The sequence below is a fragment of the Paenibacillus sp. sgz302114 genome, from assembly GCF_056120345.1.
On record NZ_JBVYOI010000003.1, the window covers coordinates 537,888 to 562,900 of the forward strand.

The following is a 25,013-nucleotide window of genomic DNA, read 5'->3' on the forward strand; positions in this document are numbered from 1 at the left end:
CCGTTTAGCCGACAACGATGTTAACAAGCTTGCCTTTAACAACGATCAGCTTGCGAACGGTTTTGCCGGCAATCGCTTCAGCGACCTTCTCCGACTCTTTCGCTATCCGCTCCATCTCTGCTTCAGCTGTATCAGCAGCGATCGAGATCCTATCTATGATTTTACCGTTCACCTGCACGACGATTTCAACCTCTTGGTCAACCGTAAACTTCTCTTCATACGTAGGCCAAGCTGCATATGAGAGCGAATCGGTAGACCCAAGCTTCGACCACAGCTCTTCCGCGATATGCGGCGCAAGCGGCGACAGCATCTGTACGAAGCTCACCATCGCTTCACGAGGCAGCGATTCCGCTTTGTACGCGTCGTTAACGAAGATCATCAATTGGCTGATCGCAGTGTTAAAGCGCAGATTCTCGTAATCGTCTGTCACTTTTTTCACTGTGCGGTGCCAAGTACGCTTGAACGCTTCCGCGCCTTCAACATTGGCGATCTTCTCGGACAGCTCGCCATTCTCGCCAATGAACAAACGCCATACACGGCCGAGGAAGCGATACATGCCCTCTACGCCGTTCGTATTCCAAGGCTTCGTCGCCTCGAGAGGACCCATGAACATTTCGTACATACGCAGTGTATCTGCACCGTACACGCTCACGATATCGTCTGGATTAATGACGTTGCCGCGGGATTTACTCATCTTCTCATTGTTCGTGCCGAGGATCATACCTTGGTTCACGAGCTTGTAGAACGGCTCCTTCGTATCGACTACGCCGATATCGTAGAGCACTTTATGCCAGAAGCGCGCATACAGCAAGTGAAGCACCGCATGCTCGGCGCCGCCGATGTACAGATCAACCGGCAGCCATTCCTTCTGCTTCTCTTTGGAGCATAGCTCCTTCTCGTTATGCGGATCAATGAAACGCAGGTAATACCAGCAGCTGCCAGCCCATTGCGGCATTGTGTTCGTCTCGCGGCGAGCTTTCATGCCCGTCTCAGGATCTACCGTCTCCACCCACTCCGTTACGTTCGCAAGCGGAGATTCTCCCGTTCCGGAAGGCTTGATTTGTTCCACGTCGGGCAGCAAGAGCGGCAATTGATCGTCTGGGACCGGCTTCATTGTGCCATCTTCCAAGTGAAGAATTGGAATTGGCTCGCCCCAGTAACGTTGGCGGCTGAACAGCCAGTCGCGCAGACGGTACGTCACTTTGCCTTGGCCTTTGCCTTCTGCTTCGAGCCATTCGATGGCACGCGCAATCGCTTCTTCATTGCTAAGCCCGTTCAAGAAACCGGAGTTCACGTGTGCACCATCGCCAGCATAAGCGGCTTCGCTCACGTCGCCGCCGGAGACTACTTCAACGATCGGCAGATTGAACTGCTTCGCAAATTCCCAGTCGCGCTCGTCATGACCAGGAACTGCCATAATCGCGCCTGTTCCGTAGCCTGCAAGCACATAATCAGCAATCCAGATCGGCACGAGCGCGCCGTTAACCGGATTAACCGCGTAAGCGCCTGTGAATACGCCGCTCTTATCCTTGTTCAGGTCTGTACGTTCCAGATCGCTCTTGCGCGCAGCTGTCTCTTGATAGTCCTTCACTGCAGCGCGCTGCGCCTCAGTCGTAATCGCTTCAACCAACTCATGCTCTGGAGCAAGTACGCAGTACGAAGCACCAAACAGCGTATCCGGGCGCGTTGTGAACACAACGAGCGAAGCATCATGACCATCAATTGCGAAAGTCACTTCTGCACCCTTCGATTTGCCGATCCAGTTGCGCTGCATATCTTTGATGCTTTCCGTCCAGTCCAGTTCTTCCAAATCTTCAAGCAGACGCTCTGCATATTCCGTAATGCGAAGCACCCATTGGCGCATCGGCTTGCGGATAACCGGGTGGTTGCCGCGCTCGCTAAGGCCGTTAATTACCTCTTCGTTCGCAAGTACCGTTCCAAGCGCCGGACACCAGTTAACCGGTACTTCAGCTACATAAGCAAGACCTTTGTTAAACAGCTGGATGAAGATCCACTGTGTCCATTTGTAGTAATCCGGATCCGTTGTGCTGAACTCGCGATCCCAATCGTACGAGAAGCCGAGCGACTTAATTTGGCGACGGAAATTGTTAATGTTCTTGACCGTAATTTCACGCGGATGCTCCCCTGTATCCAGAGCGTGCTGCTCTGCTGGCAAGCCGAACGCGTCCCAGCCCATAGGGTGAAGGACGTTGTAGCCGCGCATTCTCTTATAACGCGACACGATGTCTGTAGCGGTATAGCCTTCCGGATGGCCTACATGCAAGCCTGCACCGGACGGATACGGGAACATGTCGAGTGCATAAAACTTCGGCTTCCCTGCATCCTCTGTCGTTTTGAACGTTTTGAACTCATCCCAATACCGTTGCCATTTCGGCTCAATTACGAGCGGGTTATAACCCTGTTGCTCTTGGCGCTCCTGTGTCATAAATATGCCTCCCATTTCACTAAACAAACTAGTCTTGCCGAGAAAATAAAAAAACTCCCGCCCCTAGCGTAATCGCTAGGGACGAGAGGATTATGCTCCCGTGGTACCACCCTAGTTAGCAAGCGGTATGCTTTACCGCTGCTCACTCTATGCCTTTAACGCAGGCGAGACGGCACGCTTGGCAGCTAAATAAGCTGTTCACGTGCGGCTCCAAGGCGAGTTCACTTCACGCTGGTCCGACTTGCACCTACCGCCGGCTCTCTGATCCAGACGCTGCTGAAGCTACTGCTCCTCTTCAACACCATATAAGCAAAAACGACACATCTCCTAATGGTTAGACGAAATTCGTTTTGTGCAGGGAAAAATAGATAGTTCGATTATAATTAATCCTATCTTACCATGTCAAGGAAAAGCGCCTAAAACGGACAGCATGATCACTTGACCGCTGCAAAAAACAGTCGTTCTGCATCGCCCGTTGCCGGCTCCAGCAAGAAATCAGCATATAGCTCGACCTGAGAAAAGCCTGCACCTAGCAGCACTTCCCGCAGCCACGCGGCATCGTAGGCACGCTGCACATGAGTTTCTTCAATGCGAGCGAAGCTGACGCCTCTCGAATCCTCACGGGCGAAAATCGTCAATTGATGCTCGATTTCGCCTCGCTCCTCATCAAGCTCGCACGTCCATATGTACGCCACATCCGGCTCATCAAGAACAAAAGGCTGCTCGCTCGCATAACGATCCAGCGTTGCCTGCGAATGAACATCGAAGAGAAATACGCCGCCCGGCTTTAGCGCCCGATAAGTCGCTTCTATCGCGGCAACGACATCTTCTTCTTCCGTTAAGTAGTTCACGCAATCACAGAAGGAGATGACCGAATCGACTTGCTCGCCAAGCTCCCACTCCGTCATATCCTGCTGCAGCCACGTAATCGTCCCTCGCGCAGGTCCGTCGCTGCGAACCGAATCTTCCCACTTGCTCTGGCCGATCGTCAGCATGTCCGAGGACAAATCGATCCCATAGACTTGATAGCCTTGCCTTGCAAGCGGGATCGCGATGCTGCCTGTCCCGCAGCCGAGATCAACAACCGTACGCGGCGTCCCATATCGCTGCCAGCAGCTTTGCGCAAACTTCAGCCACTCTGGATACGGCATATCCGCCATCAGCCGATCATAGACAGTGGCAAACTGCCGATAGGCTTCCATGTTAGCCCTCCTGCTTCTCAGCCGCAGCGGCTTGCTCGGTCAGCTTCGTCCAGTTGCCTTCTTGCGTTACAATACCGTCGCGCATCAGCTTGCCTAGCGCGCGCTTGAAGGCACTCTTGCTAATGCCGAACTTCTGCTTGATAATGTCCGCTGTAGTCGCGTCAGAGTAAGGCATTGCGCCATTCGGACGCTCTTTCAAAAATGCTAGAAGCCGGTCTGAATCTTCCATGCGGCCTACTTCCTTGCGCTGCTGCATCGACAGATTGACGCGACCGTCTTCACGAACGAACGTTACCCTGGCTTTCACGCGCTCTCCGAGACGGAGCAATCTTGTCCGATCGTCAGCTGGAATTAAGCCGTACGCGCCGAAGCCGAGCACGCCGCCGTCAATCATGACGAACGAGCCGATCTTCAATGTCTTCGTTACCCAGCCTTCCACCCACGTGTTATGCCACGAGGATGGCGCGTGAAAAGCAAGCTCAGCCAGCTCTTCCTCGAAAGCTATCTTTGCAACGAGACGGCCTATCTTGTCGTGCGCGAGGATAACATGCACCTCATCGCCGATTTTTGGACGCAATTCCTTCAGCTCAGGCTGTTCGGACAATGGCAGCAGCAGCTGCCGGCCAAGTCCCATCTCAAGGAATGAGCCTATACGCGGATGAATATCCGCCACTTTAAGACGAGCCACTTCTCCCAATTGGATAAGCGGCTTCTTCATTGTCGCAGCGATGCGGTCCTCGGAATCGAAGAATAGAAATACATCATAGAATTGACCGATCTGCGGACGGTGGCCGACGAGCTCGGTATAGTGCATAAGCACTTCGTTCTCGCCGTCTGTCATGAAGTAGCCGTAAGGAGAAACCTCGCGGGCCAGCTTCAAATTCTGCGTTGTGCCTGCTACGAGACTCATGCTAATTCCACGACCTTCGCATCGGACCATAGTCGTTCGATGTTGTAATATTCGCGCTCTTCGCGATGGAATACATGAACAACAACGTCGCCGATGTCTACAAGCACCCATCTGCAAGTATCAGCACCTTCGATGCCGCGAACCCGTACGCCACGCGCTTCCGCCTGCTTGCGGATTTCGGTCGTGATTGCCTGCACCTGTGTATCCGAATTGCCGTGACAGATGACAAAATAGTCTGCGACGAGCGAAATGTTCTTCAAATCCAGCGCCACCACGTTATGCGCTTTCTTATCTTCCGCCGCTGCTACAACGGCTTTCAGAAGTTCCTCTGGATTTACTGTCATTACTCAGCCTCCCGTAATTGAAGTATTAAATCATTCCGAGCTGCAACGGTTAGCGGATAAATCCGCTTTCCCTGCTGAAGCAAGTAAGAAATCGTAGAATCAAACCCTGCAATAAGCGCCTTTTCCACACTATGCTCGGCTATTTCTCTTATTTTATTCACGCCTGGGAAATCACGACCGGGTTCCATATAATCGGCGAGACAGACGATTTTGTCCATCAACGTCATTCGTTCGCGACCGGAGGTGTGGTATTTGATCGCATCCAGCACTTCAATATCTTCGATGCCATAATCACGTGCTGCTATGAAAGCACCGACCGGCGCATGCCAGAGCTCTTTGTCATATTCGAGCAGATCGCTCGGAAGCCCTTCCTCCCGAATAATCGTCTCCATCCGCGAGGTCGGCCAATATTTCGCGACATCGTGCAGAATCGCAGCCAGCTCCGCGCGAACCGGATCACAGCCGAACCGCTCCGCGAGCAGCACTGACGTCTCCATCACGCCGAGCGTGTGCGTCCATCTCCGTTCAGGCATTTCCGCTTTGACCGAAGCCATCAGTTCATCACGATTCATAGAGTTCATTCCTTCGAATAAACGAATAGACTTTCTCCGGTACGAGGAACCGAATCGAACGGCCTGCCGCGATACGCTCCTTGATAACCGTCGAGGACAGCTCGAACAGCGGCATCTTCACGACTGTCAGCCTGTCCTTGAGATAATCCGGCAGCTCGTTAACTTCCATGTCCTCACCGCCGCGCGTTACGCCGATGAAGCGCACCAGCTGCGCCAGCTCCTGAATGTTATGCCACTTCGGCAGATCGTTGACGCGGTCCGAGCCGATAATAATGCTGAACTCCCGCCCCGGATACAGTTCATTCAACTCTTTTATCGTATCGATCGTGTAGCTGGTGCCTTCTCGCTCCAGTTCGATATCCATAGCGCGAAAATGCGGCTGAAAATCAATCGCCCGATACACCATCTCAAGTCTGGTAGCCCCGTCAGCAAGAGGAGCGTTTTCCTTAAGCGGCGGATGGCCGGCCGGAACAAACCAAACTTCGTCTAGGCCGCATGCTTCACGCGCCGATTCGGCAGCGAGCAGATGGCCATAATGAATGGGATCGAACGTGCCGCCCATAAAACCGACTTTTATCAAGTTCATGTCTCCTCTCGCTGAGCGAACATTATGTAAAACCGCGCAAACCTTTTTTCTTTAAAAGTAATGCTGCTTCGCTCCGGGAACATCCCTTGCGGCTGCTGTTGATTCGGTGGTTTAAGGCAGTTCAATCGTTTTATGATCTTTACTTTCTTTGTACAGCACGATCGTCTTGCCGATAACTTGAACAAGCTCGCAGCCGGATTCAGCTGCTATCCATTCGCCAACTTCTTTCGGGTCTTCGATGCTGTTGTTAAGCACAGAAATTTTGATCAGCTCGCGCACTTCGATCGCTTCTTCGATGTGACGAATCAGATTCTCGTTCTTGCCTTCCTTGCCTACTTGAAAAATCGGGTTCAAATGGTGCGCCAGCGAGCGCAGATGACTCTTTTGTTTACCTGTTAGCATGTGAAATTTCCTTCTCTCGTCAATTTAGCTTTTGGACTGCTGCAGCGCTTCAAGCACTGTCTCTCGCATCGCTTCTACCGGTGCAGGCTGTCCCGTCCAATATTCAAAGGCATAAGCGCCTTGATAAATAAACATTCCAAGTCCGCCGTGTATCCGGCAGCCTCTCTCCGCTGCTTCCTTGAGGAAACGCGTCGTAAGCGGGTTATAAATCAGATCGCTCGCTACCGTGTCCGGCTTCAGCCACGAGCTGTCAATCGGCGTCTCATCCACATTCGGGAACATGCCGAGCGATGTTGTATTAATAATAATATCACTATGCCCGCAAGCCGCTTGGAGTTCATCCTGGCCGATAGCCCGGATTACCGGAACAAGTCCACGGAATGCGGCAGCCAGCTCTTCTGCACGGGCAACTGTACGATTCGAGATCGTAATGGACGCGACACCTTCGCGAGCGAGCGCATAAAGAATACCTCTTGTCGCCCCGCCGGCGCCGATGATGAGCACATGAGAGCCTGCAAGATCAGACTTCGCTTCTTCTTTAAGCGACCGGACATAGCCGATGCCGTCTGTATTGTAGCCTTTCAAGTGACCGTCCGTATTCACGATCGTGTTGACCGCTCCAATCACTTGCGCGCTTTCGTCGATTTCGTCCAGCAGCGGCATAATGTCTAGCTTATGCGGAATTGTGACGTTCACGCCGCGGATGCCCATCGCACGGACACCAGCTACGAAATCGCCAAGCCGATCAGCATTTATATGAAAAGCGGTGTAGATCCCATTAATCCCGCGTTCCCGGAACGCCCGGTTCATCATAATCGGCGATTTGGAATGCCGAATCGGATCGCCGATGACGCTGAATAACACCGTATGGCTGTCTACCTTGTTGCCCATCCTTTACGTTCACTCTCCCCTAAACATATGGATGATCTTTTCTCTCGGATTAAATCAGTGCATCGCGCATGATCACTCGAATGCCCTTCGGCACATGAATGTCGATAAGGGCGCCGCTTGCGCCGTTCACGTGAATCCAGCCAAGGCCAGAGATGAACAAGTCGGTCTCTGTATTGCTGCGTACTGTCAGACGGTGACGCGTCCATGCCGGCATCTCTTCCAGCTGCTCCTTCGATGGAGGCGCCAGCAGCTCGCCTTTATGATCGGCGTACAGCTCGTCCGCCCGCTCCAGCTTCGTCCGGTGCACCTGCAAGGCATTGGACACATACAGGGTGAACGATTGACGATCCCCTTCGATAAAATCAAACCGCGCAAGCGCGCCGACAAACAGCGTCTGACCGCTGTTCAGCTGATACACGAGCGACTTGATCGGTTTATCCGGCAGTAATGCGCCCAGAACGTCGCGCGGAACGATCTCCGTCATCCGATGCGAGTAGACGATCCCCGGCGTATCAATGATATCTTTGCCGTCATCCAGCGGAATGTGTACCGCATCAAGTGTCGTTCCTGGGTAACGCGACGTCGTCAGCTCTCGCTCCAAGTCGCTGTAGTCGCGGATAAGACGATTGATTAGCGTCGACTTGCCGACATTCGTCGCGCCGACGACATACACATCGCGGTTGCCGCGGTGCTCGCCGATTGCTTCTATTACACGCTCGAAGCCGATATTGCGTTTCGCCGAGCAGAGCACGATATCGACGACGCGCAAGCCTTGCGCCTTCGTCTGCTTCTGCACCCAGTTCAGCAGCCGGTTCGGGTTAATGCCCTTCGGCAACAAATCAATCTTGTTCACAACGAGCAGCACTGGATTGTTGCCGACAAAACGCTGCAAACCAGAGATCAGACTGCCTTCGAAGTCGAACAGATCGACAATATGGACGACTAGGCTGTTCGTCGCGGCAATGCCGCCGAGCAGCTTTAGGAAGTCGTCCTGATCGATGGCGACCGAAGCCGCTTCATTATAGTTCTTAATACGGAAGCAACGCTGGCAAATGGCCGGCTCCTTCGCAAGCGCCGCTTGCGGGATGTAACCCGGCTTGTCCACCGACTCCGTCTGCAGCTTAATGCCGCAGCCCGCGCACGAGGTCCCTTGTTCTAGCTGATTGGTCATGATTTTCTTTGTTCCTCCTCGGGCCAGAGCCCTTTTTTGCGGAGACTTCTTAGGGCAATCTTCTCCAGCATACGGTTAAATTTCGTCATAATGCCCTCTTCATGAGGTGCAATCGGCGCGACGAGAATGGTGAACAGCCCCATTCGTCTGCCCCCGAGCACATCGGTCATCATCTGATCGCCAATGACGGCTGTCTTCTCAGCCGGCATCCCAAGCACTTCCAGTGCCCTGTGAAAAGCGCGATTCGCCGGCTTGCGTGCCGCATGAACATACTTAATGTTCAGCGGGTCAGCGAATTTGGACACACGCGTCCGATTATTATTCGAGACGATGACAACTTTAAAGCCGAGGTCGCGCACATCATCAAGCCATTTCACAAGCTCCGGTGTGGCGAGCGGCACTCTCGCTCCTACAAGCGTATTGTCAAGATCTGTAATGATGCCGCGAATTCCCTGGTCTTTCAGCTTATGCAAATCGATATCATAAATGGTATTGACGCGCATTTGCGGCAACAGCCGTTCAAACATAGTTTCGACTCCCCTGCTATCGCTATCACGCAAACTATACCATAATTAATGAATTTGTTGCAAAGAAAGCCAGCATAGATGCAAGGCACACCTACGCTGGCTCCTTCAGACAAACGTTACCCTAAATGCTCACGGATTTTTTTCATCGTAACCGTCACTTGATCAAGCTCAGCCTGTGTCACCTGACTGCTGCTGTACATCGCCTTCTCGAAGGCGTGCTGCACTTCGCGGAATTGCGGCTGCAAGGCCGATAGCCGAACCGACCAGCGCCCCATCGTTTCGCGCACCGTGTCGGTTTCGTTGTATTCCAGTCCCTTCTTCCGGCAGAACCGGATGAGGCGGTTCGTCTCCCGTACTACTCGTTCGTTAACCGTGCCGGACCTGCCTGTAAACCATTGTCTGATCATCGATAGGAAGCGGAACCTGAGAATAATGAAGAGTAGAATGAGTGCGACCGACGCAATTGCCGTCGTCCAGATGATCCATGGTTGCAGCAGATAACCAGTAGGAGATTCGGTTTGAGGAATGGATTCCGGTTCTACATCCGGCGCAAGAACAGGTTCTGGCGCTGTTTTGTCCTTCGGCAGCGCATAAGGGTAAGCAAACCCTGACGTTGCTTCGAACGGCAGCCAGCCATATCCGTTAAAATAAATCTCAACCCATGAGTGCGCATCTGCGTTACGTACCGTATACGTGCCCGCACCGCTAGGATTCGTTTCGGCACCGGTCATGCCTTGCTGCCGCAGCATATCAGCCTCATTCGGAATCGAGCCGGGAGAATAGCCCTTCACCCAGCGGGAAGGAATACCGATCTCACGTGCCATTACAGCAAGCGCGGTGGAGAAATAATCGCAGTAGCCTTCGCGAACCTCGAACAAGAAGGAATCGACGAAATCTTCGCTCGCCCGCTTCGTAACATCCGGCGTATTCGTATAGTTGTACGTATTCTGCAAATAGGCGACGAGCAGCTGCATTTTGTCATATGGCGTTGCGCCTGTCTTCGTAATCGCTAGAGCAAGCGCCTTGACGCGCTCCGGTATGGTGGGAGGCAGCTCCAGATACATCGGATCCATGGCTGAGCTCGCCTGAATAGCCGCGCCGCTTCTCAGCTTCTCTTCATCAAGGATCGGCACTTTTGATTTAATCGTATACTTCTTCGGATAAGCAGCCGAGCCAAACTTCATTAGACGCAGCTCCCAAGCTTGCGAGAACCAGCTTAAGCCTGGCAAGCTGGTCTTCCCGTCTACCGAGACGACGGAAGAGATTGGCCCTGCGCCGAACAGAACCGGATACTTCGTCTTGCTAATCATTTCCACGGTCTGCTCTACGAGTTCGGTTTCCGTCTTCGCTTCCGTGTACAGCGCTTTAAACGACTGGCCGCTGGCTACAGGACCATTGCCCTTCTCCAGCTTCTCCTGCACAGCCTCTAGCCAGCCGTTACCGTTATAATACGATCTCGTTTCTCCACGCCAATAGCTTTTCTGCGAGGTTGTCACCGTCATGACAGGCGTATAATCGAACTCAAACCCGCCGCCTAGCGACGCATCGCTCCGGCTGTAACCGGATTGGCTGTTGTTGCTATCCTTCGATGCGGGTATTGAAATGGCTTTGTCGCCGATGAAGGAAGGCACCGTCTCATTCCGCGCTTCTTTCCACGCCGTATAAGGATCGGTCAGAATCGGATTGATCGCCGGAACGAACAGCCCTGCGCCCATGACGAGCATGATGATAATCGAGATTGGCAGGAAGAGGCTCAGCGGATATTCGAGCAGCTGCGACCAATTCTCGGGATGCCGCTTCTGAAAGCTGGCAAAGTGGCTCGCAACGAGCCAGCCAAGCCCAATGAATACGATCCAAGCGATCTCATCCCACAAATGAATGGGCGTAAATAAGGAATCCGCTGTTGCCAGCGATAGGACAGCAGCGAGAACGACAAAAATAATAAAGAGCCGTTTATGGCGCAGAAGCACGATACTATGGAAGACCGCCCACACGCCAAGACTGATCCAGATGAAAGGCTGGATCTGATCGAGCTGCATGCCAAGCCAGTCCAGCCAATCCATCAGCTTCCGCTTCTCGCCTGTGAAAGGGATCCATGTATACCCCGAGTAAACGGCGTTAAGCAACACAAGGACGATAAGCTGAATCGAGCCAGACCAAATCTTGGACGAGATTAGCAAATTGGCGACGACAGCTGTGAACAGCACGCCATTCACTATCGTAAACGTCTCTTCCCACCAGTAATCGCCCAAGCACCGAATCCATTCATAGATCAATAAGGCGGATAGCACAGCCGACAGCTTGCGATACACATCAGCAGACAACCATTTGAACGCTGCACGACTTACTGCTGTCATCCTTTACCACCCTCCAATACGTCCGGCAGTTCTTGCAGCGTACTAATCGTGTGGACCGCAATGCCGTTTCGACGCAGCAGCCGCATCCACTCGCCGGTGCGGATATCACTGACGTTGCTCCGTTCCGTGCCGCCCGGCTTCAAATGCACGAGCACCGGCACAACTCCGGTCTTGTTCAGCCATTCCATGGCGCGAACCGTATCTTCGCCCGTCTGCGGACTGACGACAACAACGAACGAGCCAGCCTGCGTAATCACGCTGGACTGGCGCAGCGCGCGGTAAAGCGGCTGATCGCCGTCCGCCTGTACGCGAACGAGATGCTTCATCATTAGTTCCCGCTGATCGGCCGAAGCCGTCGGCGCGAAGCCATCGGTCCGTGATCCGATCGATACGAGGCCGACAGCCGTCCCCCGGCGAAAGCCGAATTCGAGCATCGAGGCCGCTGTTGATACGGCAAGCTCGAATTGCTCCGGCTTCTCATAAGCGCCTACATACCGATCAAGCACAACGATCGTTCGCGGCAGTGACTCCCGTTCGAACTCCTTGGACTTCCATTGTCCGGTCTTGGCAGTCGCATTCCAATGGATGCGTGACAGCCGATCGCCGTAGATATACTCGCGAACGCCGTTGATTTGCGTCGTTTCTTTTGCTGCAAGCCGCGATGCGGATGTGGAATACGGACCTTTTGCACCGCGTTTCAGCTGCTTCCACTGCCGAATCGCAACCGTTCGCGGATAGACGCTGAACGGTACTGACGACTCGAAGCTGCCCTTGTGCTCGAACAGGCCGAAGATGTCGCGAGTCGAGCATTCCGTCGCTTCGAACCGATACACTCCGCGTTCCAACGGCGGTGTTGTGTAGCTAACGGAGCCGGCTCTGCGGTAACTCGGCACGAAGGACGCTTCGAACGGCACGGTTTTGCCGCTATGCGCGGTGAGACGGTCGCGAACGAGAACGTAAGGGATGGGCCAAACGCCTGGAATTTGGACAGATATTTGCACATCAAGCCGCGACCCTGCCGATAAGGACTGCTCTGCAATCGTAGCTGTCCCGCTGCTCAGCTTGCGAATACCGGTCACCCCGGCGATGCCGCTCCATCTGCCGAACACCAAATATATGAGAAGCACATTGAAGATACAGAACAGCATGAATGAGGTTTTCCCGCCTTGAAAGAGCAGGAACAAGAGTGAGGTAATATAGACAACGCCGATTAACCGCCATCTGAGCAAAGTCGCTTTAGCCGTAAGCATAGCATTTAACGCTCCATCCGGACTGGCACTTGCGTATCGCGGACGACCGCGCGGACGACATCCTCTGTCGACAATCCGTTCATGCGAGACTCGGTATGCAAAATAATTCTGTGAGCCAATACGGCGGATGCCAGCTGCTTCACGTCGTCTGGAATGACATAATCACGCTCTTGCAGGAAGGCGTTCGCCTTCGCCGCTGCCGTCAGCGAAATCGCTGCGCGCGGACTTGCTCCAAGCTGTACGCCGCTGTGCGTCCGTGTGCCGCGGATAATGCGGATAATATAATCAGCAACCGCTTCATCAAGGTGAACGCTATGGGCGGCTTCCATCATTTGCGCAACCTGCTCAATGGAAATCACAGCCTCAAGCTTATCAGCCGGGGACGACGCATTCGGCGAAATAATCATCTGGCGCTCAGTTGCTGCGTCCGGATAGCCGAGCGAAATCTTCATCATAAACCGGTCGAGCTGCGCCTCTGGCAGCGTATACGTACCATCGAATTCGATAGGGTTCTGCGTCGCGATTAACGTAAAAGGAATCGGCAGCTCATAGGAATCGCCGTCTACCGTCACATGACGCTCTTCCATCGCTTCGAGCAGCGCGGATTGAGTCTTCGTCGTAGCACGGTTAATTTCGTCGACAAGGAGCAAATTCGCCATGACCGGACCAGGCCGGAAAATAAAGGCTTCATTCTTCGGATGATAAATGGCAACGCCAGTAATATCGGTCGGGAGCAGATCGGGATTACATTGAATACGGCGGAATTGGCCGCCAATCGTACGAGCAAGCGCTTTCACAAGCTGCGTCTTGCCAGTGCCTGGAACATCCTCGATCAGAACGTGACCGCCTGCAAACAATGCAGTTAGCAGCAATTCGATTTCGGCTTCTTTACCCAGGATGCAGCTGGCGAGGTTGCGGCGAATTTCTGTAGATAAGCGATAGTTGGCTGTTCGATTGTCCATGACAATCCCTCCCGGATGATAGTGGTAGAATCAAGTTTCATATTCTATTATTTTACAGAATATACAACTGCGCGTATAGCCTTATATCCGCCAAAAAAAATTGGAGAATCCCACAGGGATGCTCCAATAAAGTGACTATGGCGGTTAGATCTGGAAAGTAGACATGACCGCAGCATGGTCAGACGGCCACTCGTTCTGTTCATGGCTGCCGAAGCCCTGCGGTTCACCGAGCACCACAACTTCGGAAGCTGTTACAACAACCCCTCTGCCGTGGTAATAGAGAAAGTCTATTCGGTCTTGCGGCTCGAACGGATTGTCGCCCCAAGGATGTTCAGGCGTATGTACCGTCGACCATGTGTGGCCCGGCGTCTCTGCCGGGTCTGGATGAATAACGCGGTACGAATCGTGGAATCCTGCTTCCTCCACCATACGGCTGACCGGCCATTCAATGATATAATCGTTATGCGCCGCTCTCGTAGCTTCCGTCCAATCCAGATGCGACGGTGCATTGAAATCGCCCATGAGGAACAGCGGCGAGTCCGATGCCACAAGCGGCTCAAGCGCCTTCAGCACGGCTGCAATTTCTTTGCCGCGAACTTCCGTCTCCATCGCGATAATCTCTTCAGCGGACTTCCCATCGAAGAGCGCCCAGTACGGCCCATACGGATCATAATAGAGGTGCGTGCTTACAGCAATGATATGCTGCCCGGAAGGAAGCTCGATATGCGCTGCGACAGCGCTTACTTCTTCCAAGAAGAAAGACTCCACGATCGGATATTTGCTAATGATGCTGCAATTGCCGCGGCCTTCGTTATTTTGACGGAAGTGCCAGCCTAGCTGCTTCGCGACTGCTTCCGCAGGGTCAGGCGTTTCCTGGAAGCCGACGATATCTGCTCCCGAGAACGATACGGCGCGCGCCAGCTTATTCGCTCCGTCATGGACGGCTTCTCCGCCGAGCCATGTGTTTAACGTCATGATTTTAACCTGATCCATCATCATCGTGCTCCTATCCTACGAATGTACTTGCCACTAGTATAAGGACAAGCCTATTGTTCCGTAAAGGAGATTGAAGCATGAAAGTTGGAATTGCACGACAAATAGCTGCCGAGTGGGTTCATACTCATGCCGGCATTGGCGCAGGATTCATAGGCGCTTATTTCAGCGGATCAACCGTCGAAATGCCAGATGACGCCTTACTGCCAACTGCCTCCGACATCGATCTCATCGTAGTGACGGAAGAGGCAGAGCCCCCGCTCAAGCTCGGTAAATTTATCTATAACGGTGCACTTCTCGAAATAACGTACCTCGCTTGGCGCCAGCTATCCAACTATGAAGAGGTTCTGACCAACTATCATCTGGCAGGTAGTTTCCGAGTGAACACCATTATCGCCGATCCAAGCGGTAACCTGCGCGAGCTACAGAAACAAGTTGCAACCAAGTTCGCAGATGAATACTGGGTACGAAGACGGTGCGAGGATGTCCTTAGCAAGATCAGGAATGGGCTGCAGCAAAATCTTCCCTCGTCCGCGCCCTTAAACGACAGGGTGAATGCTTGGTTATTTCCAACAGGAGTAATGGCGCATCTGCTGCTAGTGGCTGCGCTTCGCAATCCGACCGTTCGCCGCCGCTACGTTGCCGTCCGTGAAGTTTTGGAGGCGCACAATAGCTTGGATATTCATGAGGAGCTACTCGCGCTATTAGGCTGCGGGCAACTGTCGGCCGCGCGTATCGGGCAGCATGTCTTGGCGCTCGCCGACACCTTCGACATCGCAGCATCCATTGCGAAGACGCCTTTCTTCTTCAGCAGCGATATTACGCCAGCATCCCGCCATATAGCCATTGATGGCTCTCTCGAGCTCATCGCGTCCGGCTTGCACCGCGAGGCCGTGTTCTGGATTGCCGCTACCTTTGCTCGCTGCCATGCGATACTAAGCGCCGATGCGCCTCAGGAGCTGCAGCAGAGGTGTTTGCCAGCCTTTGAAGCGCTGCTAGCTGAGCTTGGCGCCCGTACAGACTTGGAACGACGAAGCCGCGCTGATGCTGCGCTTCGGTATTTGCCCAAGCTGCAAACAGTGGCGGAGCACATCATAACTGCAACAAAAAAGACACCGGGGCAGCAGCAGTAACTCGCATGCTCCAATGTCTTCTTATTCAGCCCTTCGGTCTTACGGCGATTGCCGCCAGGAAGGAGAATATAATCGCGGCGGAGATGCCCGCGCTCGTAATGCTGAATATTCCTGTTATGATCCCGATCCACCCGTCTTTCTGCAGCTCGGTGAGCGCCCCGTGCACAAGCGCATTCCCGAAGCTCGTAATCGGCACGGTCGCCCCCGCTCCGGCAAACTTGATTAGCGGGTCGTAGACGCCGACTCCATCAAGCACTGCCCCAATCACGACAAGCGTTGCCATCGTGTGCGCGGGGGTTAGCTTGAACACGTCGAACATCAGCTGTCCGATCACACATATTCCGCCGCCGACGATAAATGCCCACAAATAAATCATCGTTCTCTTGCTCCCTTCCTACGCTTATCCATGCAATGGGCTCTCCAATGCAACTGCGTGCGCGATGCACGGAATCGACTCGCCTTGCTGGAATGACAGCGGAGAGAGCAGCGCTCCGGTCGCGCAGACAAGTATCCGCTTCAGCTCTCCTTGCTTCAACCGCTTGAGCAGATGGCCATAAGTGACGACGGCTGAGCAGCCGCAGCCGCTCCCGCCCGCTTGTACCTTCTGCTTCGCCACGTCATAGATCATCAACCCGCAGTCGCCGAACACGGTGTCCTCCATCGGCACGCCGTCTCGGTGAAGCAGATCTTTTGCAATCGCATGCCCTACTGTCGCGAGGTCACCCGTTACAATGAGATCGTAATCACCCGGCGTCCTGCCTGTATCGTTAAAATGCATCGTCAGCGTATCGACCGCCGCCGGCGCCATCGCTGCTCCCATATTAAACGGGTCGGTGATGCCGAGATCGACGATTTTGCCAATTGTCGCGCATTCTACGATTGGGCCGTCACCATCGGCTGCTACGACGACCGCACCGGCGCCGGTAACGGTATACTGCGCTGTCGGCGGCTTCTGCGAGCCATATTCCGTCGGATAACGGAACTGCTTCTCAGCGGTGCAGTTATGGCTGCAAGTGCCGGCAAGCACATAATCGCCCTGCTTAGAGTTAATGATTAGCGACGCGATCGCAAGCGACTCCATCGATGTGGAGCACGCTCCGAAGACGCCGAGATACGGCGCGCCAATCGTGCGGGCGGCGAAGCTGTTGCTGATGATCTGATTCATGAGATCGCCGCCGACATAAAATTGCAGCTGCTGCTTGTTCACTTTGGCATATTGAAGTGCCATATCCGACGCCTGCTCAAGTAGGAGCCGCTCCGCCTTTTCCCAGCTTTTCTGCTGCATATCCAGCTCAGGATGGACAAGATCGAAGTCCGCTGCGAGCGGGCCTTCCCCTTCATCCGGACCTACGACCGTCGCTGCGCCGATAATGACCGGACGCTGTTCGAACCACCATGTTTGTTTGCCGCGCAGCATCTTTAGTGGCCTCCCATTCCGATACCAAATACGAAGTAGACGATACCTACAAAAAATGCAGCGACGACGCCAAATACGATAACCGAGCCAGCAAGCTTGAACATGTTCGCGCCTACGCCAAGCACGAGCCCTTCACTGCGATGCTCAAGCGCTGCGGAGCACATCGAATTGGCAAAGCCCGTTACAGGCACCGCCGTTCCTGCCCCCGCCCACTGGGCGATTTTATCGTATACGCCGAAGCAGGTCAGAATGACAGAGAGTAGAATAAGCACAGCAACGGTAGGGTTGCTCGCTTCCTGCCGGGACATATTCATCCCGTACATGAACACTTCCTGTATGGCTTGTCCAAGCACGCACAGCAGTCCGCCAACGAGAAACGCTCTCACGCAATTGGCTAAAACCGAACGGCTGGGCTCTCGGGATTTTGCGAAATTTTGATACTCTTTAGGTGACATCGTCATCTTCTTATATCTGTTCGATCCTGCGCTCTTCGTTGCGATGATGTACGCCTCCTCTTGGATTGTCTTCATGGAGTATGCGTCGATTCCGGCACAATTATGCCATTGCTGGGAAGGCGCAGCCAGACAGACCAAATAAACCTCTGGCAGCTGCTGCCGAAGGTTTATTCGCTCTGTCATTTATGGCAACATTGCAACGACGAGCAGTACGACGAGCAGTACGAAAATAACAAGCGCCAGCAGCATAAAAACGCCACGGGCCGATTGTACATTCAGCATAGGAGAAGCTCCTCTCAGCCAAAGATAGGCTCTTGTGCTATCCTATGCGGGCTTGTGCGGAATTGAGATTGTCCCTCTGGAATTTGCTGGGTCCCAGCCTTAGCCGGATTCCCTGACGACTAGCTGCGCTCGGAGAATGATTTTCTCAGGCAAGCTTGATGGCTGCTTTAGCTTACGGGCGAATGCTTCAACTGCTCTGATGCCGAGCCCTTCCTTCGCCAGATCAACCGTTGTGAGCGGCACAACCGCGGACAAGCTCGGCGCTGTGTTATCAATGCCGACGACGCGCACCTGTTCTTGCAGTCCACGCTGCCTCAGCAGCTGCAGTAAATGCAGCGCAATGTCATCATTGGCGCAAATAAAACCGTCCGGCAGCTCCGCTGGAGAAGCCGAAGCCGCCGCGTCAAGCCGCCGCTCCAGTGCGGTCTCCCATCCTCTTGAGAGAGGAACGCTATCTCCGCCATAGGGGACTGTCCATTTCTTGAGCTGGAAGCTCTCGCTGCGGGCAGCCGCTCTCGCTTCATCCATCGCGAGGCGGCAGCCCCACCACCGTTCCTTGAAGCTGACGGCGAAGCTGTCGCGTCCAATGAACACAAGCGAGCGGCAGCCTTGCGACAGCAGATGATGACAGGCCATCCGCCCCGCTTCCGTGTTCGCATGAAGCACCGCATCCGCGCCGATCATCGGCTCTTCGTGGTCGACGAGAACGATCGGCTGACCGAACCGCTTCAAGGACAGCAATGTGCTGAGCGGACATTTGCCGGCAATTATAAAACCAGCAGCGTGGGCGGAGAGACGATCTTCTGTTGGGGTCCATAAGCCGAGTTCCTCTTGACCGAAGGTGAAAAACTCCGGCCGAAAGCCTTGCATCCGGCAGCCTGCTTCCAGCCCCTCCTTCACGCGCAGCCAGAAATACGGCTCCTGCTCATGACGAATGTCGAGACCAATATAGGTGATAGGAAGCGGACTCTCCTCCGCCGCGACATGATCAGCCTGAGCCTTGTCCGAGCTTGTCCGAATGGTATAGCCTAGCGCGGCAGCGAGAGCCAGCACTTCTCTGCGTGTCGCATCGCTTACGCCCGGCTTGCCAGCGAGCGCTTGTGAAACGGTATATTTGGATACGCCGAGCCGGTCGGCGATTTGCTGCATCGATATTTTGCGAGCCATTGTCTCCCTCTCTCTTCTTCCTCATGCTGCTTAAACGCTTGACTTTCTACTATTTTATCTCTAAAGTGTGCCTCAAATAAAGCAATCATGTACCTAACAAACCTAACAAAATACATTTATTATTCATGACGAGAGGCTGTGGCAAAACGAATGAGCAATTGGATTCTATTTTATGATGAGAACTTCCCCTACGCGGGTGAACGTCCCGATGCCGGTGCGCTTGCACGTTTAAGCGAAACCTTCCGCATTGTCGGTGTCGGGGAATTGGCTTCAGAGATGCAGGATGCTGCTGTTTATGTGCATTTGCACGGCTCTTACTTCCCGAAAGATGCATGGCCGGCGGTTATGGCTCATGCGAACGCAGGCAAAGGTCTAATCACGGCAGGCGGCGCTCCATTCAAGACGCCAGTTTACAACGATGGCGGCGAGTGGATTGCTGAGCCGAACCAAACCGCTTACCATCAGCAGCTGCATATTAATGAAGCGCTCGTCGTCTCTGAGAACGGCGTGAGCAGCTTGCAGCATCTGCGCGATATTCCGCTCTTCGCAGGCTATGAATCGCTATTTACAATTGAACCAACCTTCGGGCTTGCGCTGCATGTGACGCATGCCGACGACTGTCCTGGCGAAGGGGGAACAGCAGGTCCGATTGACGCCCATATCTATCCGCTTCTGCGCGGCATTAGCGGCGACGGGCTCGCACGCGAGCTGTCTGCGCCAGCAGTGCTGCTCGAGCACACGAAAGGCGCATTCAGCGGCGGACGCTGGATGCTGATTAACCAGCCGCTGCGCAGCGCATTCTGGTCCGGCGCCGGCGCAGAGGCGCTCGCGAAATGGGCAACGTTCGCGGCACAAGGCGTTACCGAGCTATGGCTGAAGCCGAATTACGGCTCCTATGAGCTTGGCGAACGCCCCGTTTTCATGCTCCAAGGCCAACAGCTGCTAGCATCTCGCAGCGGCGAGAATAGCGATTGGTCGTTCAAGCTGCGCGTGCTGAGGTCAAATAGCAGCACCGTTAGCGAGCCTGCTCCGAACTTTATCTATAATGAAGCCGACTTCACAGAAGTATGGCGTACAGAGGTTGAACTAAACATCAGCCGCGAGCTGACCATTCAACGTCTTGTTGCACCGCAGCCGGTTGAAGCTGGTTTCTATGTCGCCCAGTGTGAGGCAACTGCCGCTTCCGGTGAACAGCGACTGCTCCGTCAAGGCTTCTGGGGCATGGATCAAGAGCTGCTCACTTCGGGCGAAATGATTACATGCGACCGCGATTACTTCTGGAAGAACGGCCGTCCGCTTCCGATTGTCGGCATGACCTATATGACGAGCGATGTTGCTCGTAAATACTTGTTCCTGCCGAATGCAGCCGTATGGGATCGCGATATGGCACAGATGAAACGCGCTGGCATCAACTCGATCCGGACAGGGATATGGACAGCGTTCCGCTATGTCATGTACGTCGACGGGCATCCGTACGAGGAAGTGCTTCGCGCCATCGATGCGTTCTTCCTCACTGCGAAGCGCCATGATCTCGAGGTGACCTTCAACTTCTTCGCTTTCACGCCGGAAGCTTGGGAAGGCGTCAATCCATACTTGGACCCTCGCAGCGTAGAAGCGCAGAAGCGTTTCATCGCCGCAATCGTATCCAGACATGCAGATTCTAAGCATGTGCACTGGGACTTGATCAACGAGCCGTCGATGTTTGATCCGAAGCGGATCTTCAGCGGTCCCCGCTCTGCGCAGGACAAGTTTGAGAAAGCACACTATGTGAAATGGCTTCAGAAGCGTCACAGCTCGATCCGCGAGCTGCAAGAGCGCTGGAATATGACGCCTGCCGAGCTCCCTTCCTTCGAAGCGGTGAAGCTTCCGGAAGCGGACGAGATCAGCTTCGGCACGACGCAAGTTGCGGTAAAACGCGGCGCTCCTTGGCTTGATTACACGCTGTTCACAATGGACATGCACAACCTGTGGGCTTCGCAGCTCATTGAGACGATCCGTTCCATCCAGCCGAAGCAGTTGGTTACGGTTGGTCAAGACGAAGGACTTGGCGCACAGCGTCCATCGCCGTTCTTCTATGCAGAAGAGGTCGACTATACGACGGTTCACTCGTGGTGGCTCATGGACGATCTCGTGTGGGATGGCATCTTCGCCAAAGCGCCGAATAAGCCGAACCTTATTCAGGAAACAGGCATCATGCACGTAGAAACACCGGACGGCCGCTCCAAGCGAAGCGAGGAAGAGCTGCGCAACATCCTTGAGCGCAAGTATGCTTATGCATTCTCAACAGGCGGCGCCGGTGCGGTGCAATGGATCTGGAACATCAACTTCTATATGAACAACATTAATGAATCGCATATCGGCGCACTTCGCGCTGACGGCACTGAGAAGCCGGAAGCGAACGTATCGTATGATTTCGGCGCTTTCATGGGCCAAATCCGCGACCTGTTCATTGGCCGCAAGCTGGAAGATGTTGCAGTCATTTTCCCTTACTCCAACGACTTCTCGAACCGCAAGCTCGCGTATGCGGCAACGACTCGCGCCATTCGGACGCTCTCGTACACGATGAATGTCCACGCCTTCGGCCTTGGCGAGTATCATCTTGAGGCGCTCGCGGAAACGAAGCCGAAGCTCATCATCGTGCCAAGCGCACATAACTTCAGCAGCGAAGCGCTCGAGACACTCACTTCGCATGTGAAGACGCATGGCGGTACTCTGCTGTTCACTGGTCCACTTGGCCTTGATGAGTACTGGCGTCCAGTTAGCGGACGCCTCGCTGAAGTTGGCGAGCACAGCGTGAGTAACCTGCTTCGCGAGGAGCTGCTTGAGCTGGACGGCAAGCTGCTGCCGGTATCGTTCGGCGGCGCACGCATCGCGGACAGCAACAAAGGCGTTCTTGCCGAATCGGGTAGCGGCGCTGCGAAACTGACCGAAGCTGCACTAGGCGCAGGACGTTTGCTCTGGTGCCCGCTGCCGCTTGAGCTGAACGAACGCCTCGCACCGCTGCAAGCGGTCTATGAAGCGGCGCTCCAGAATGCTGGCGTGGAAACGGAGCTGGATTGGCTGCATGGCGGCGAGCTCCCTGGCGTATATGGACGCAAGCTTGCTTTCGACTCCGGCTCGCTGTACATCTTCGTCTCCGAATTCGGCTGCGACACGGCGATCGAAATCCGCGATCCGAAGACGGACAAACAATACGCGTTCACGCTGCCGCAAGAGCGCACAGTCATGTTCGCCGCTGACGCGAATGGCGAGCTGCTCGCTGTATACCGTCCGCAAGAAGTTGCAATTGAAGTGAAATAATAGCAAAGAGGCAAGCATCCGGCTGCAGTAGAGCCGATTGCTTGCCTCTTTTTTCACGCATGTGATACGCTGCACGCTCGCTTAAGCGTCAATCCACGTCGTTTTGCTCGCTGCATCTGACCGCTTGCCTTGCGTCGGTGTCATATCTGGCTTGCCGAGATAGATGAAACCTAGCATTTTATCCTGTGGACGAAGATCGAATGCCTCGTTCATATATGGATGGTAGCACGGCTCTCCTGTACGCCATACAGCGCCGAGGCCAAGTGCATGCGTTGTGAGCAGCATATTCTGAATAGCTGCGTGAACAGCGCCGATTTCTTCAATCTCGAGGATGTCGTGGCGATCTGATGGAGCTGCTGCCACTGCAATAATTACAGGCGAGCGAAGCGCTTTCTTCCGCGCACCTTCCGCTTTCTCCGCGTGCTCTGGCGCATGGGGATCCTCTACGCCATCAAGCGCAATACGCGCGAGTGCGTCGCCAAGCTTGGTGCGTCCATCACCGCTAAGCACGAAGAAACGCCATGGCTCGGTCAGCCGGTGGTTCGGCGCCCATACAGCCGATTCGATAATTTGCTCGAGAGTCTCTTTTGCAATCGGCTCCTGCGTTACTTTGCCAATGCTTCTTCTTGTGCGAATCGCTTCTTGTATATTCATAATCGTCCTCCACTTGAGAAATGTTATCATAGATTCATAGTAACATATCTTGGACAAAAAAATGATCAGCTAGTGCCACGGATCACTCGGAAGCCTTGATCAGGGCCATAGCCATTCGCTTCAAACTTGCCCCTAAAGGACGGCTCGTCAATCGTGATGTCACCGATCCAGCCGCCGCCTTTTACAACCCGGTAGGAGCCTCCCGTATTATCCATGCTCTCGTCTCCGTACCAGTTCCAGCACCATTCCCTTACATTGCCTGACATGTCATAAAGACCTAGCTCATTCGGTTTCTTGAGCCCGATCGACTTGGTTTGATTGTGGTTATTCTCGATAATTGGCCAATTCCACGTGCCTGACAGCCATTTATCGCCTGCATTGCGCCAATACCATGCGACATCGTCTGCACGATTGCTTCCGCTGTACGTGTAATTTTGGCTGAGCTGACCTCCGCCTGCAGCATATTCCCACTCTGCTTCTGTCGGCAGCCGGTAACCGTTTGCTCCCTCACTTACCGTTACGATCCATTCGACATTATCGTGTTCGCTCTTATTATTCGGATCTATCGTATTCTTATCAATATTGTAAAAGGCTGTTAAGCCTTCTTTCTCGCTTCTAGCATTACAATACTCAATCGCATCATACCAGCTGATCATCTCTACCGGCTGCTTGTTGCTCTTGTATTCCGAAGGATTGCCTCCCATTACCTCGATCCACTCTTGCTGCGAAACCTCGTATTTGCCCATATAAAAGTCCGATATCGTCACACTTTTCCCATAATAGTTAGAATGTTTATTGATAAAAGCACCGCCTTTAACAAGCACAAAGCTATCATTCCCCGCAGGGCTAACATTGTTCGACGGCTCTCCTTGCCCACAAGCGCTTTGGCCTTACATAAGAAAATTATAGAAAGTAAGCGCATACATTCCGGAGATGTTCAACGGTTAACATGAAAAAATCCCGCAGAACCGACTATCGATCGGCCCTACGGGATGTTCTCTTGCTATGCCAGCCCTGCAGCTGTATACACTTTATCATAACCGGCTTTGGAGCGTGCAAGCAGCTCTTCCGGCGAGCCTGCTGGCGGCTCAGAGGATAGAATTTCTTGCGTCACCGAGCCTTTGTAGCTAATACGGTTCAGCGCGGCCAAGAAGCCTGCCAGGTCGATTACACCTTCACCAGGATATATTCTGCCGTTGTCGAGTGCCGCTTCAAAAGGCACATCCGGTGCATCATTAATGTGGACGTGCGCGATCTGCTCCGGCTTCAACGCTTCGATCTCTGCAATCGTATGTCCGTTCGTGTACCAGTGGTACGAATCGAGCAGCAATCCGACATTTGGCTCGCCAATCGCGGCGATCCAGTCCAGCGTCTCGTCCATTGACCAGAGGAACGGATTCGCCCATAACGCGCGAAGGTGATGCGGCCCAACGAATTCGATGCCAAGGCTAATGCCGTAAGCGCCGAGAATTTGCGCGCAAGTGCGCAATCTGCGAGTCGCAATGACAGCGAAATGCGCTGCTTTATAATCCGTCGCCGGCAGCACATACGTGCAGCAAACCTTGCTGCCGAGCGCTGCTGCTGCAGCCGCGTCGTCAGCGAGCTTCGCGAGCCCTTCGCGGAACTTCTCTTCCGTGCCCCGCCAATCGACAGACAGGCCGATCGCTCCAACGCTTACTCCGCTCTTCTTCAGCAGGTCTTGAGCGCCTTCCAAGCCAATGCGCTCGATTAATCCGCGAGCATCAATGTCAACCGTTTGAAAACCGTATTGCTGCGCGAGCGCAATCATTTGCTCGTCGCTGCCGATATTCCCTAGCCCTGCACGACTTAATCCTCTTAACATTTCTTTCGTCGCCTCCAGTAACTAATAATATAGCTAGGTGGATCGCACCTGAGCTGAAACGCTTTCAATTTCGCTTGCCACTACTGCATACAAATCTATGATAAAGTAGTAGATAGAAAAATGCCCCACTCATATTTCGATAAACGTCT

General features: G+C 53.8%; 22 protein-coding genes, 1 pseudogene and 1 other annotated feature. Of the genes and pseudogenes, 2 read left to right on the top strand and 21 right to left on the bottom strand.

Going from position 1 to position 25,013, the window contains the following annotated elements; translation table 11 throughout:
• Positions 1-4: 4 nt before the first annotated feature.
• The 14 genes from leuS to AC0LWF_RS11785 all read right to left on the bottom strand — a co-directional run bounded on the left by leuS (position 5) and on the right by AC0LWF_RS11785 (position 14,619).
• Complete coding sequence (leuS, locus tag AC0LWF_RS11720; protein WP_474651699.1) at positions 5-2,446, bottom strand: leucine--tRNA ligase; 2,442 nt, start codon at positions 2,444-2,446, stop codon at positions 5-7.
• Between the two features lie 74 nt (positions 2,447-2,520).
• Positions 2,521-2,754 (bottom strand) — a binding site (T-box leader).
• A 126-nt stretch (positions 2,755-2,880) separates the two neighbouring features.
• Positions 2,881-3,648, bottom strand: coding sequence for a class I SAM-dependent DNA methyltransferase (locus AC0LWF_RS11725; RefSeq protein WP_474651700.1), 768 nt, complete (start codon positions 3,646-3,648; stop codon positions 2,881-2,883).
• Between the two features lies 1 nt (position 3,649).
• Positions 3,650-4,558, bottom strand: a complete 909-nt coding sequence (locus AC0LWF_RS11730) for a CvfB family protein (RefSeq protein ID WP_474651701.1) — start codon at positions 4,556-4,558, stop codon at positions 3,650-3,652.
• Positions 4,555-4,902, bottom strand: coding sequence for a ribosome silencing factor (gene rsfS, locus AC0LWF_RS11735; RefSeq protein WP_474651702.1), 348 nt, complete (start codon positions 4,900-4,902; stop codon positions 4,555-4,557). The genes AC0LWF_RS11730 and rsfS overlap by 4 nt, the downstream gene beginning before the upstream one ends.
• The gene (gene yqeK, locus AC0LWF_RS11740) at positions 4,902-5,474 is read right to left on the bottom strand and encodes a bis(5'-nucleosyl)-tetraphosphatase (symmetrical) YqeK (RefSeq protein ID WP_474651703.1); all 573 of its coding nucleotides are present in this window, start codon (positions 5,472-5,474) and stop codon (positions 4,902-4,904) included. Before yqeK ends, rsfS begins: the two co-directional genes overlap by 1 nt.
• Positions 5,464-6,051 (bottom strand): nicotinate-nucleotide adenylyltransferase, encoded by a 588-nt coding sequence (nadD, locus tag AC0LWF_RS11745; protein ID WP_474651765.1) that lies wholly within the window; start codon positions 6,049-6,051, stop codon positions 5,464-5,466. Before nadD ends, yqeK begins: the two co-directional genes overlap by 11 nt.
• 120 nt (positions 6,052-6,171) lie before the next feature.
• Positions 6,172-6,462, bottom strand: coding sequence for a ribosome assembly RNA-binding protein YhbY (gene yhbY, locus AC0LWF_RS11750; protein WP_474651704.1), 291 nt, complete (start codon positions 6,460-6,462; stop codon positions 6,172-6,174).
• Between the two features lie 24 nt (positions 6,463-6,486).
• Complete coding sequence (gene aroE / locus AC0LWF_RS11755; RefSeq protein WP_474651705.1) at positions 6,487-7,353, bottom strand: shikimate dehydrogenase; 867 nt, start codon at positions 7,351-7,353, stop codon at positions 6,487-6,489.
• A 49-nt stretch (positions 7,354-7,402) separates the two neighbouring features.
• Positions 7,403-8,524: a ribosome biogenesis GTPase YqeH gene (gene yqeH, locus AC0LWF_RS11760; RefSeq protein WP_474651706.1), complete on the bottom strand. Its 1,122-nt coding sequence runs from the start codon at positions 8,522-8,524 to the stop codon at positions 7,403-7,405.
• A complete protein-coding gene (locus tag AC0LWF_RS11765; RefSeq protein ID WP_474651707.1) occupies positions 8,521-9,051 on the bottom strand; it encodes a YqeG family HAD IIIA-type phosphatase in 531 nt (176 codons plus the stop codon). The genes yqeH and AC0LWF_RS11765 overlap by 4 nt, the downstream gene beginning before the upstream one ends.
• A gap of 116 nt (positions 9,052-9,167) precedes the next feature.
• Entirely contained in the window at positions 9,168-11,408 is a 2,241-nt protein-coding gene (locus tag AC0LWF_RS11770; RefSeq protein WP_474651708.1) for a DUF4129 domain-containing transglutaminase family protein, read from the bottom strand.
• The gene (locus AC0LWF_RS11775; protein WP_474651709.1) at positions 11,405-12,658 is read right to left on the bottom strand and encodes a DUF58 domain-containing protein; all 1,254 of its coding nucleotides are present in this window, start codon (positions 12,656-12,658) and stop codon (positions 11,405-11,407) included. Before AC0LWF_RS11775 ends, AC0LWF_RS11770 begins: the two co-directional genes overlap by 4 nt.
• Before the next feature lie 5 nt (positions 12,659-12,663).
• Positions 12,664-13,620, bottom strand: a complete 957-nt coding sequence (locus tag AC0LWF_RS11780; protein WP_474651710.1) for an AAA family ATPase — start codon at positions 13,618-13,620, stop codon at positions 12,664-12,666.
• Positions 13,621-13,764: 144 nt separating this feature from the next.
• Positions 13,765-14,619 (bottom strand): endonuclease/exonuclease/phosphatase family protein, encoded by an 855-nt coding sequence (locus AC0LWF_RS11785; RefSeq protein ID WP_474651711.1) that lies wholly within the window; start codon positions 14,617-14,619, stop codon positions 13,765-13,767.
• A 74-nt stretch (positions 14,620-14,693) separates the two neighbouring features.
• Between AC0LWF_RS11785 and AC0LWF_RS11790 the strand changes: the two genes are divergently transcribed.
• Positions 14,694-15,746, top strand: coding sequence for a hypothetical protein (locus tag AC0LWF_RS11790; protein ID WP_474651712.1), 1,053 nt, complete (start codon positions 14,694-14,696; stop codon positions 15,744-15,746).
• Between the two features lie 25 nt (positions 15,747-15,771).
• Here the strand turns inward: AC0LWF_RS11790 and spoVAE are convergent, their stop codons facing one another.
• The 4 genes from spoVAE to AC0LWF_RS11810 form a co-directional block, all read right to left on the bottom strand.
• On the bottom strand, positions 15,772-16,122 hold the full coding sequence (gene spoVAE / locus AC0LWF_RS11795; RefSeq protein ID WP_474651713.1) for a stage V sporulation protein AE: 351 nt from the start codon (positions 16,120-16,122) through the stop codon (positions 15,772-15,774).
• Positions 16,123-16,146: 24 nt separating this feature from the next.
• A complete protein-coding gene (spoVAD, locus tag AC0LWF_RS11800; protein ID WP_474651714.1) occupies positions 16,147-17,163 on the bottom strand; it encodes a stage V sporulation protein AD in 1,017 nt (338 codons plus the stop codon).
• 2 nt (positions 17,164-17,165) lie between these two features.
• Positions 17,166-17,624 (bottom strand): stage V sporulation protein AC, encoded by a 459-nt coding sequence (gene spoVAC, locus AC0LWF_RS11805; protein ID WP_474651766.1) that lies wholly within the window; start codon positions 17,622-17,624, stop codon positions 17,166-17,168.
• Between the two features lie 375 nt (positions 17,625-17,999).
• Positions 18,000-19,067: a LacI family DNA-binding transcriptional regulator gene (locus tag AC0LWF_RS11810; RefSeq protein WP_474651715.1), complete on the bottom strand. Its 1,068-nt coding sequence runs from the start codon at positions 19,065-19,067 to the stop codon at positions 18,000-18,002.
• Between the two features lie 150 nt (positions 19,068-19,217).
• Here AC0LWF_RS11810 and AC0LWF_RS11815 point away from each other — a divergent pair, with 150 nt between their 5' ends.
• Positions 19,218-22,367 (top strand): beta-galactosidase, encoded by a 3,150-nt coding sequence (locus AC0LWF_RS11815; protein ID WP_474651716.1) that lies wholly within the window; start codon positions 19,218-19,220, stop codon positions 22,365-22,367.
• An 81-nt stretch (positions 22,368-22,448) separates the two neighbouring features.
• On the opposite strand, the gene AC0LWF_RS11820 is transcribed toward AC0LWF_RS11815, so the two are convergent.
• From AC0LWF_RS11820 to AC0LWF_RS11830, 3 genes and pseudogenes are all read right to left on the bottom strand, one after another.
• Positions 22,449-23,021 (bottom strand): nitroreductase family protein, encoded by a 573-nt coding sequence (locus AC0LWF_RS11820; protein WP_474651717.1) that lies wholly within the window; start codon positions 23,019-23,021, stop codon positions 22,449-22,451.
• A gap of 65 nt (positions 23,022-23,086) precedes the next feature.
• Positions 23,087-23,905, bottom strand: a pseudogene (locus tag AC0LWF_RS11825) (formylglycine-generating enzyme family protein); the annotation flags it as partial.
• A 119-nt stretch (positions 23,906-24,024) separates the two neighbouring features.
• Positions 24,025-24,864, bottom strand: a complete 840-nt coding sequence (locus AC0LWF_RS11830; RefSeq protein WP_474651718.1) for a sugar phosphate isomerase/epimerase family protein — start codon at positions 24,862-24,864, stop codon at positions 24,025-24,027.
• Between the last annotated feature and the right edge of the window lie 149 nt (positions 24,865-25,013).

Coding starts and splice junctions, on each gene's coding strand:
- AC0LWF_RS11770 (WP_474651708.1), bottom strand. CDS start 11,408: ATGACAGCAGTAAGTCGTGCAGCGTTCAAATGGTTGTCTGCTGATGTG.
- AC0LWF_RS11775 (WP_474651709.1), bottom strand. CDS start 12,658: ATGCTTACGGCTAAAGCGACTTTGCTCAGATGGCGGTTAATCGGCGTT.
- spoVAE (WP_474651713.1), bottom strand. CDS start 16,122: ATGATTTATTTGTGGGCATTTATCGTCGGCGGCGGAATATGTGTGATC.
- AC0LWF_RS11815 (WP_474651716.1), top strand. CDS start 19,218: ATGAGCAATTGGATTCTATTTTATGATGAGAACTTCCCCTACGCGGGT.
- leuS (WP_474651699.1), bottom strand. CDS start 2,446: ATGACACAGGAGCGCCAAGAGCAACAGGGTTATAACCCGCTCGTAATT.
- yqeH (WP_474651706.1), bottom strand. CDS start 8,524: ATGACCAATCAGCTAGAACAAGGGACCTCGTGCGCGGGCTGCGGCATT.
- rsfS (WP_474651702.1), bottom strand. CDS start 4,902: ATGACAGTAAATCCAGAGGAACTTCTGAAAGCCGTTGTAGCAGCGGCG.
- AC0LWF_RS11780 (WP_474651710.1), bottom strand. CDS start 13,620: ATGGACAATCGAACAGCCAACTATCGCTTATCTACAGAAATTCGCCGC.
- AC0LWF_RS11765 (WP_474651707.1), bottom strand. CDS start 9,051: ATGTTTGAACGGCTGTTGCCGCAAATGCGCGTCAATACCATTTATGAT.
- AC0LWF_RS11810 (WP_474651715.1), bottom strand. CDS start 19,067: ATGGCTCGCAAAATATCGATGCAGCAAATCGCCGACCGGCTCGGCGTA.
- AC0LWF_RS11785 (WP_474651711.1), bottom strand. CDS start 14,619: ATGATGATGGATCAGGTTAAAATCATGACGTTAAACACATGGCTCGGC.
- yqeK (WP_474651703.1), bottom strand. CDS start 5,474: ATGAATCGTGATGAACTGATGGCTTCGGTCAAAGCGGAAATGCCTGAA.
- yhbY (WP_474651704.1), bottom strand. CDS start 6,462: ATGCTAACAGGTAAACAAAAGAGTCATCTGCGCTCGCTGGCGCACCAT.
- AC0LWF_RS11730 (WP_474651701.1), bottom strand. CDS start 4,558: ATGAGTCTCGTAGCAGGCACAACGCAGAATTTGAAGCTGGCCCGCGAG.
- AC0LWF_RS11790 (WP_474651712.1), top strand. CDS start 14,694: ATGAAAGTTGGAATTGCACGACAAATAGCTGCCGAGTGGGTTCATACT.
- AC0LWF_RS11830 (WP_474651718.1), bottom strand. CDS start 24,864: ATGTTAAGAGGATTAAGTCGTGCAGGGCTAGGGAATATCGGCAGCGAC.
- spoVAC (WP_474651766.1), bottom strand. CDS start 17,624: ATGACGATGTCACCTAAAGAGTATCAAAATTTCGCAAAATCCCGAGAG.
- AC0LWF_RS11725 (WP_474651700.1), bottom strand. CDS start 3,648: ATGGAAGCCTATCGGCAGTTTGCCACTGTCTATGATCGGCTGATGGCG.
- spoVAD (WP_474651714.1), bottom strand. CDS start 17,163: ATGCTGCGCGGCAAACAAACATGGTGGTTCGAACAGCGTCCGGTCATT.
- AC0LWF_RS11820 (WP_474651717.1), bottom strand. CDS start 23,021: ATGAATATACAAGAAGCGATTCGCACAAGAAGAAGCATTGGCAAAGTA.
- aroE (WP_474651705.1), bottom strand. CDS start 7,353: ATGGGCAACAAGGTAGACAGCCATACGGTGTTATTCAGCGTCATCGGC.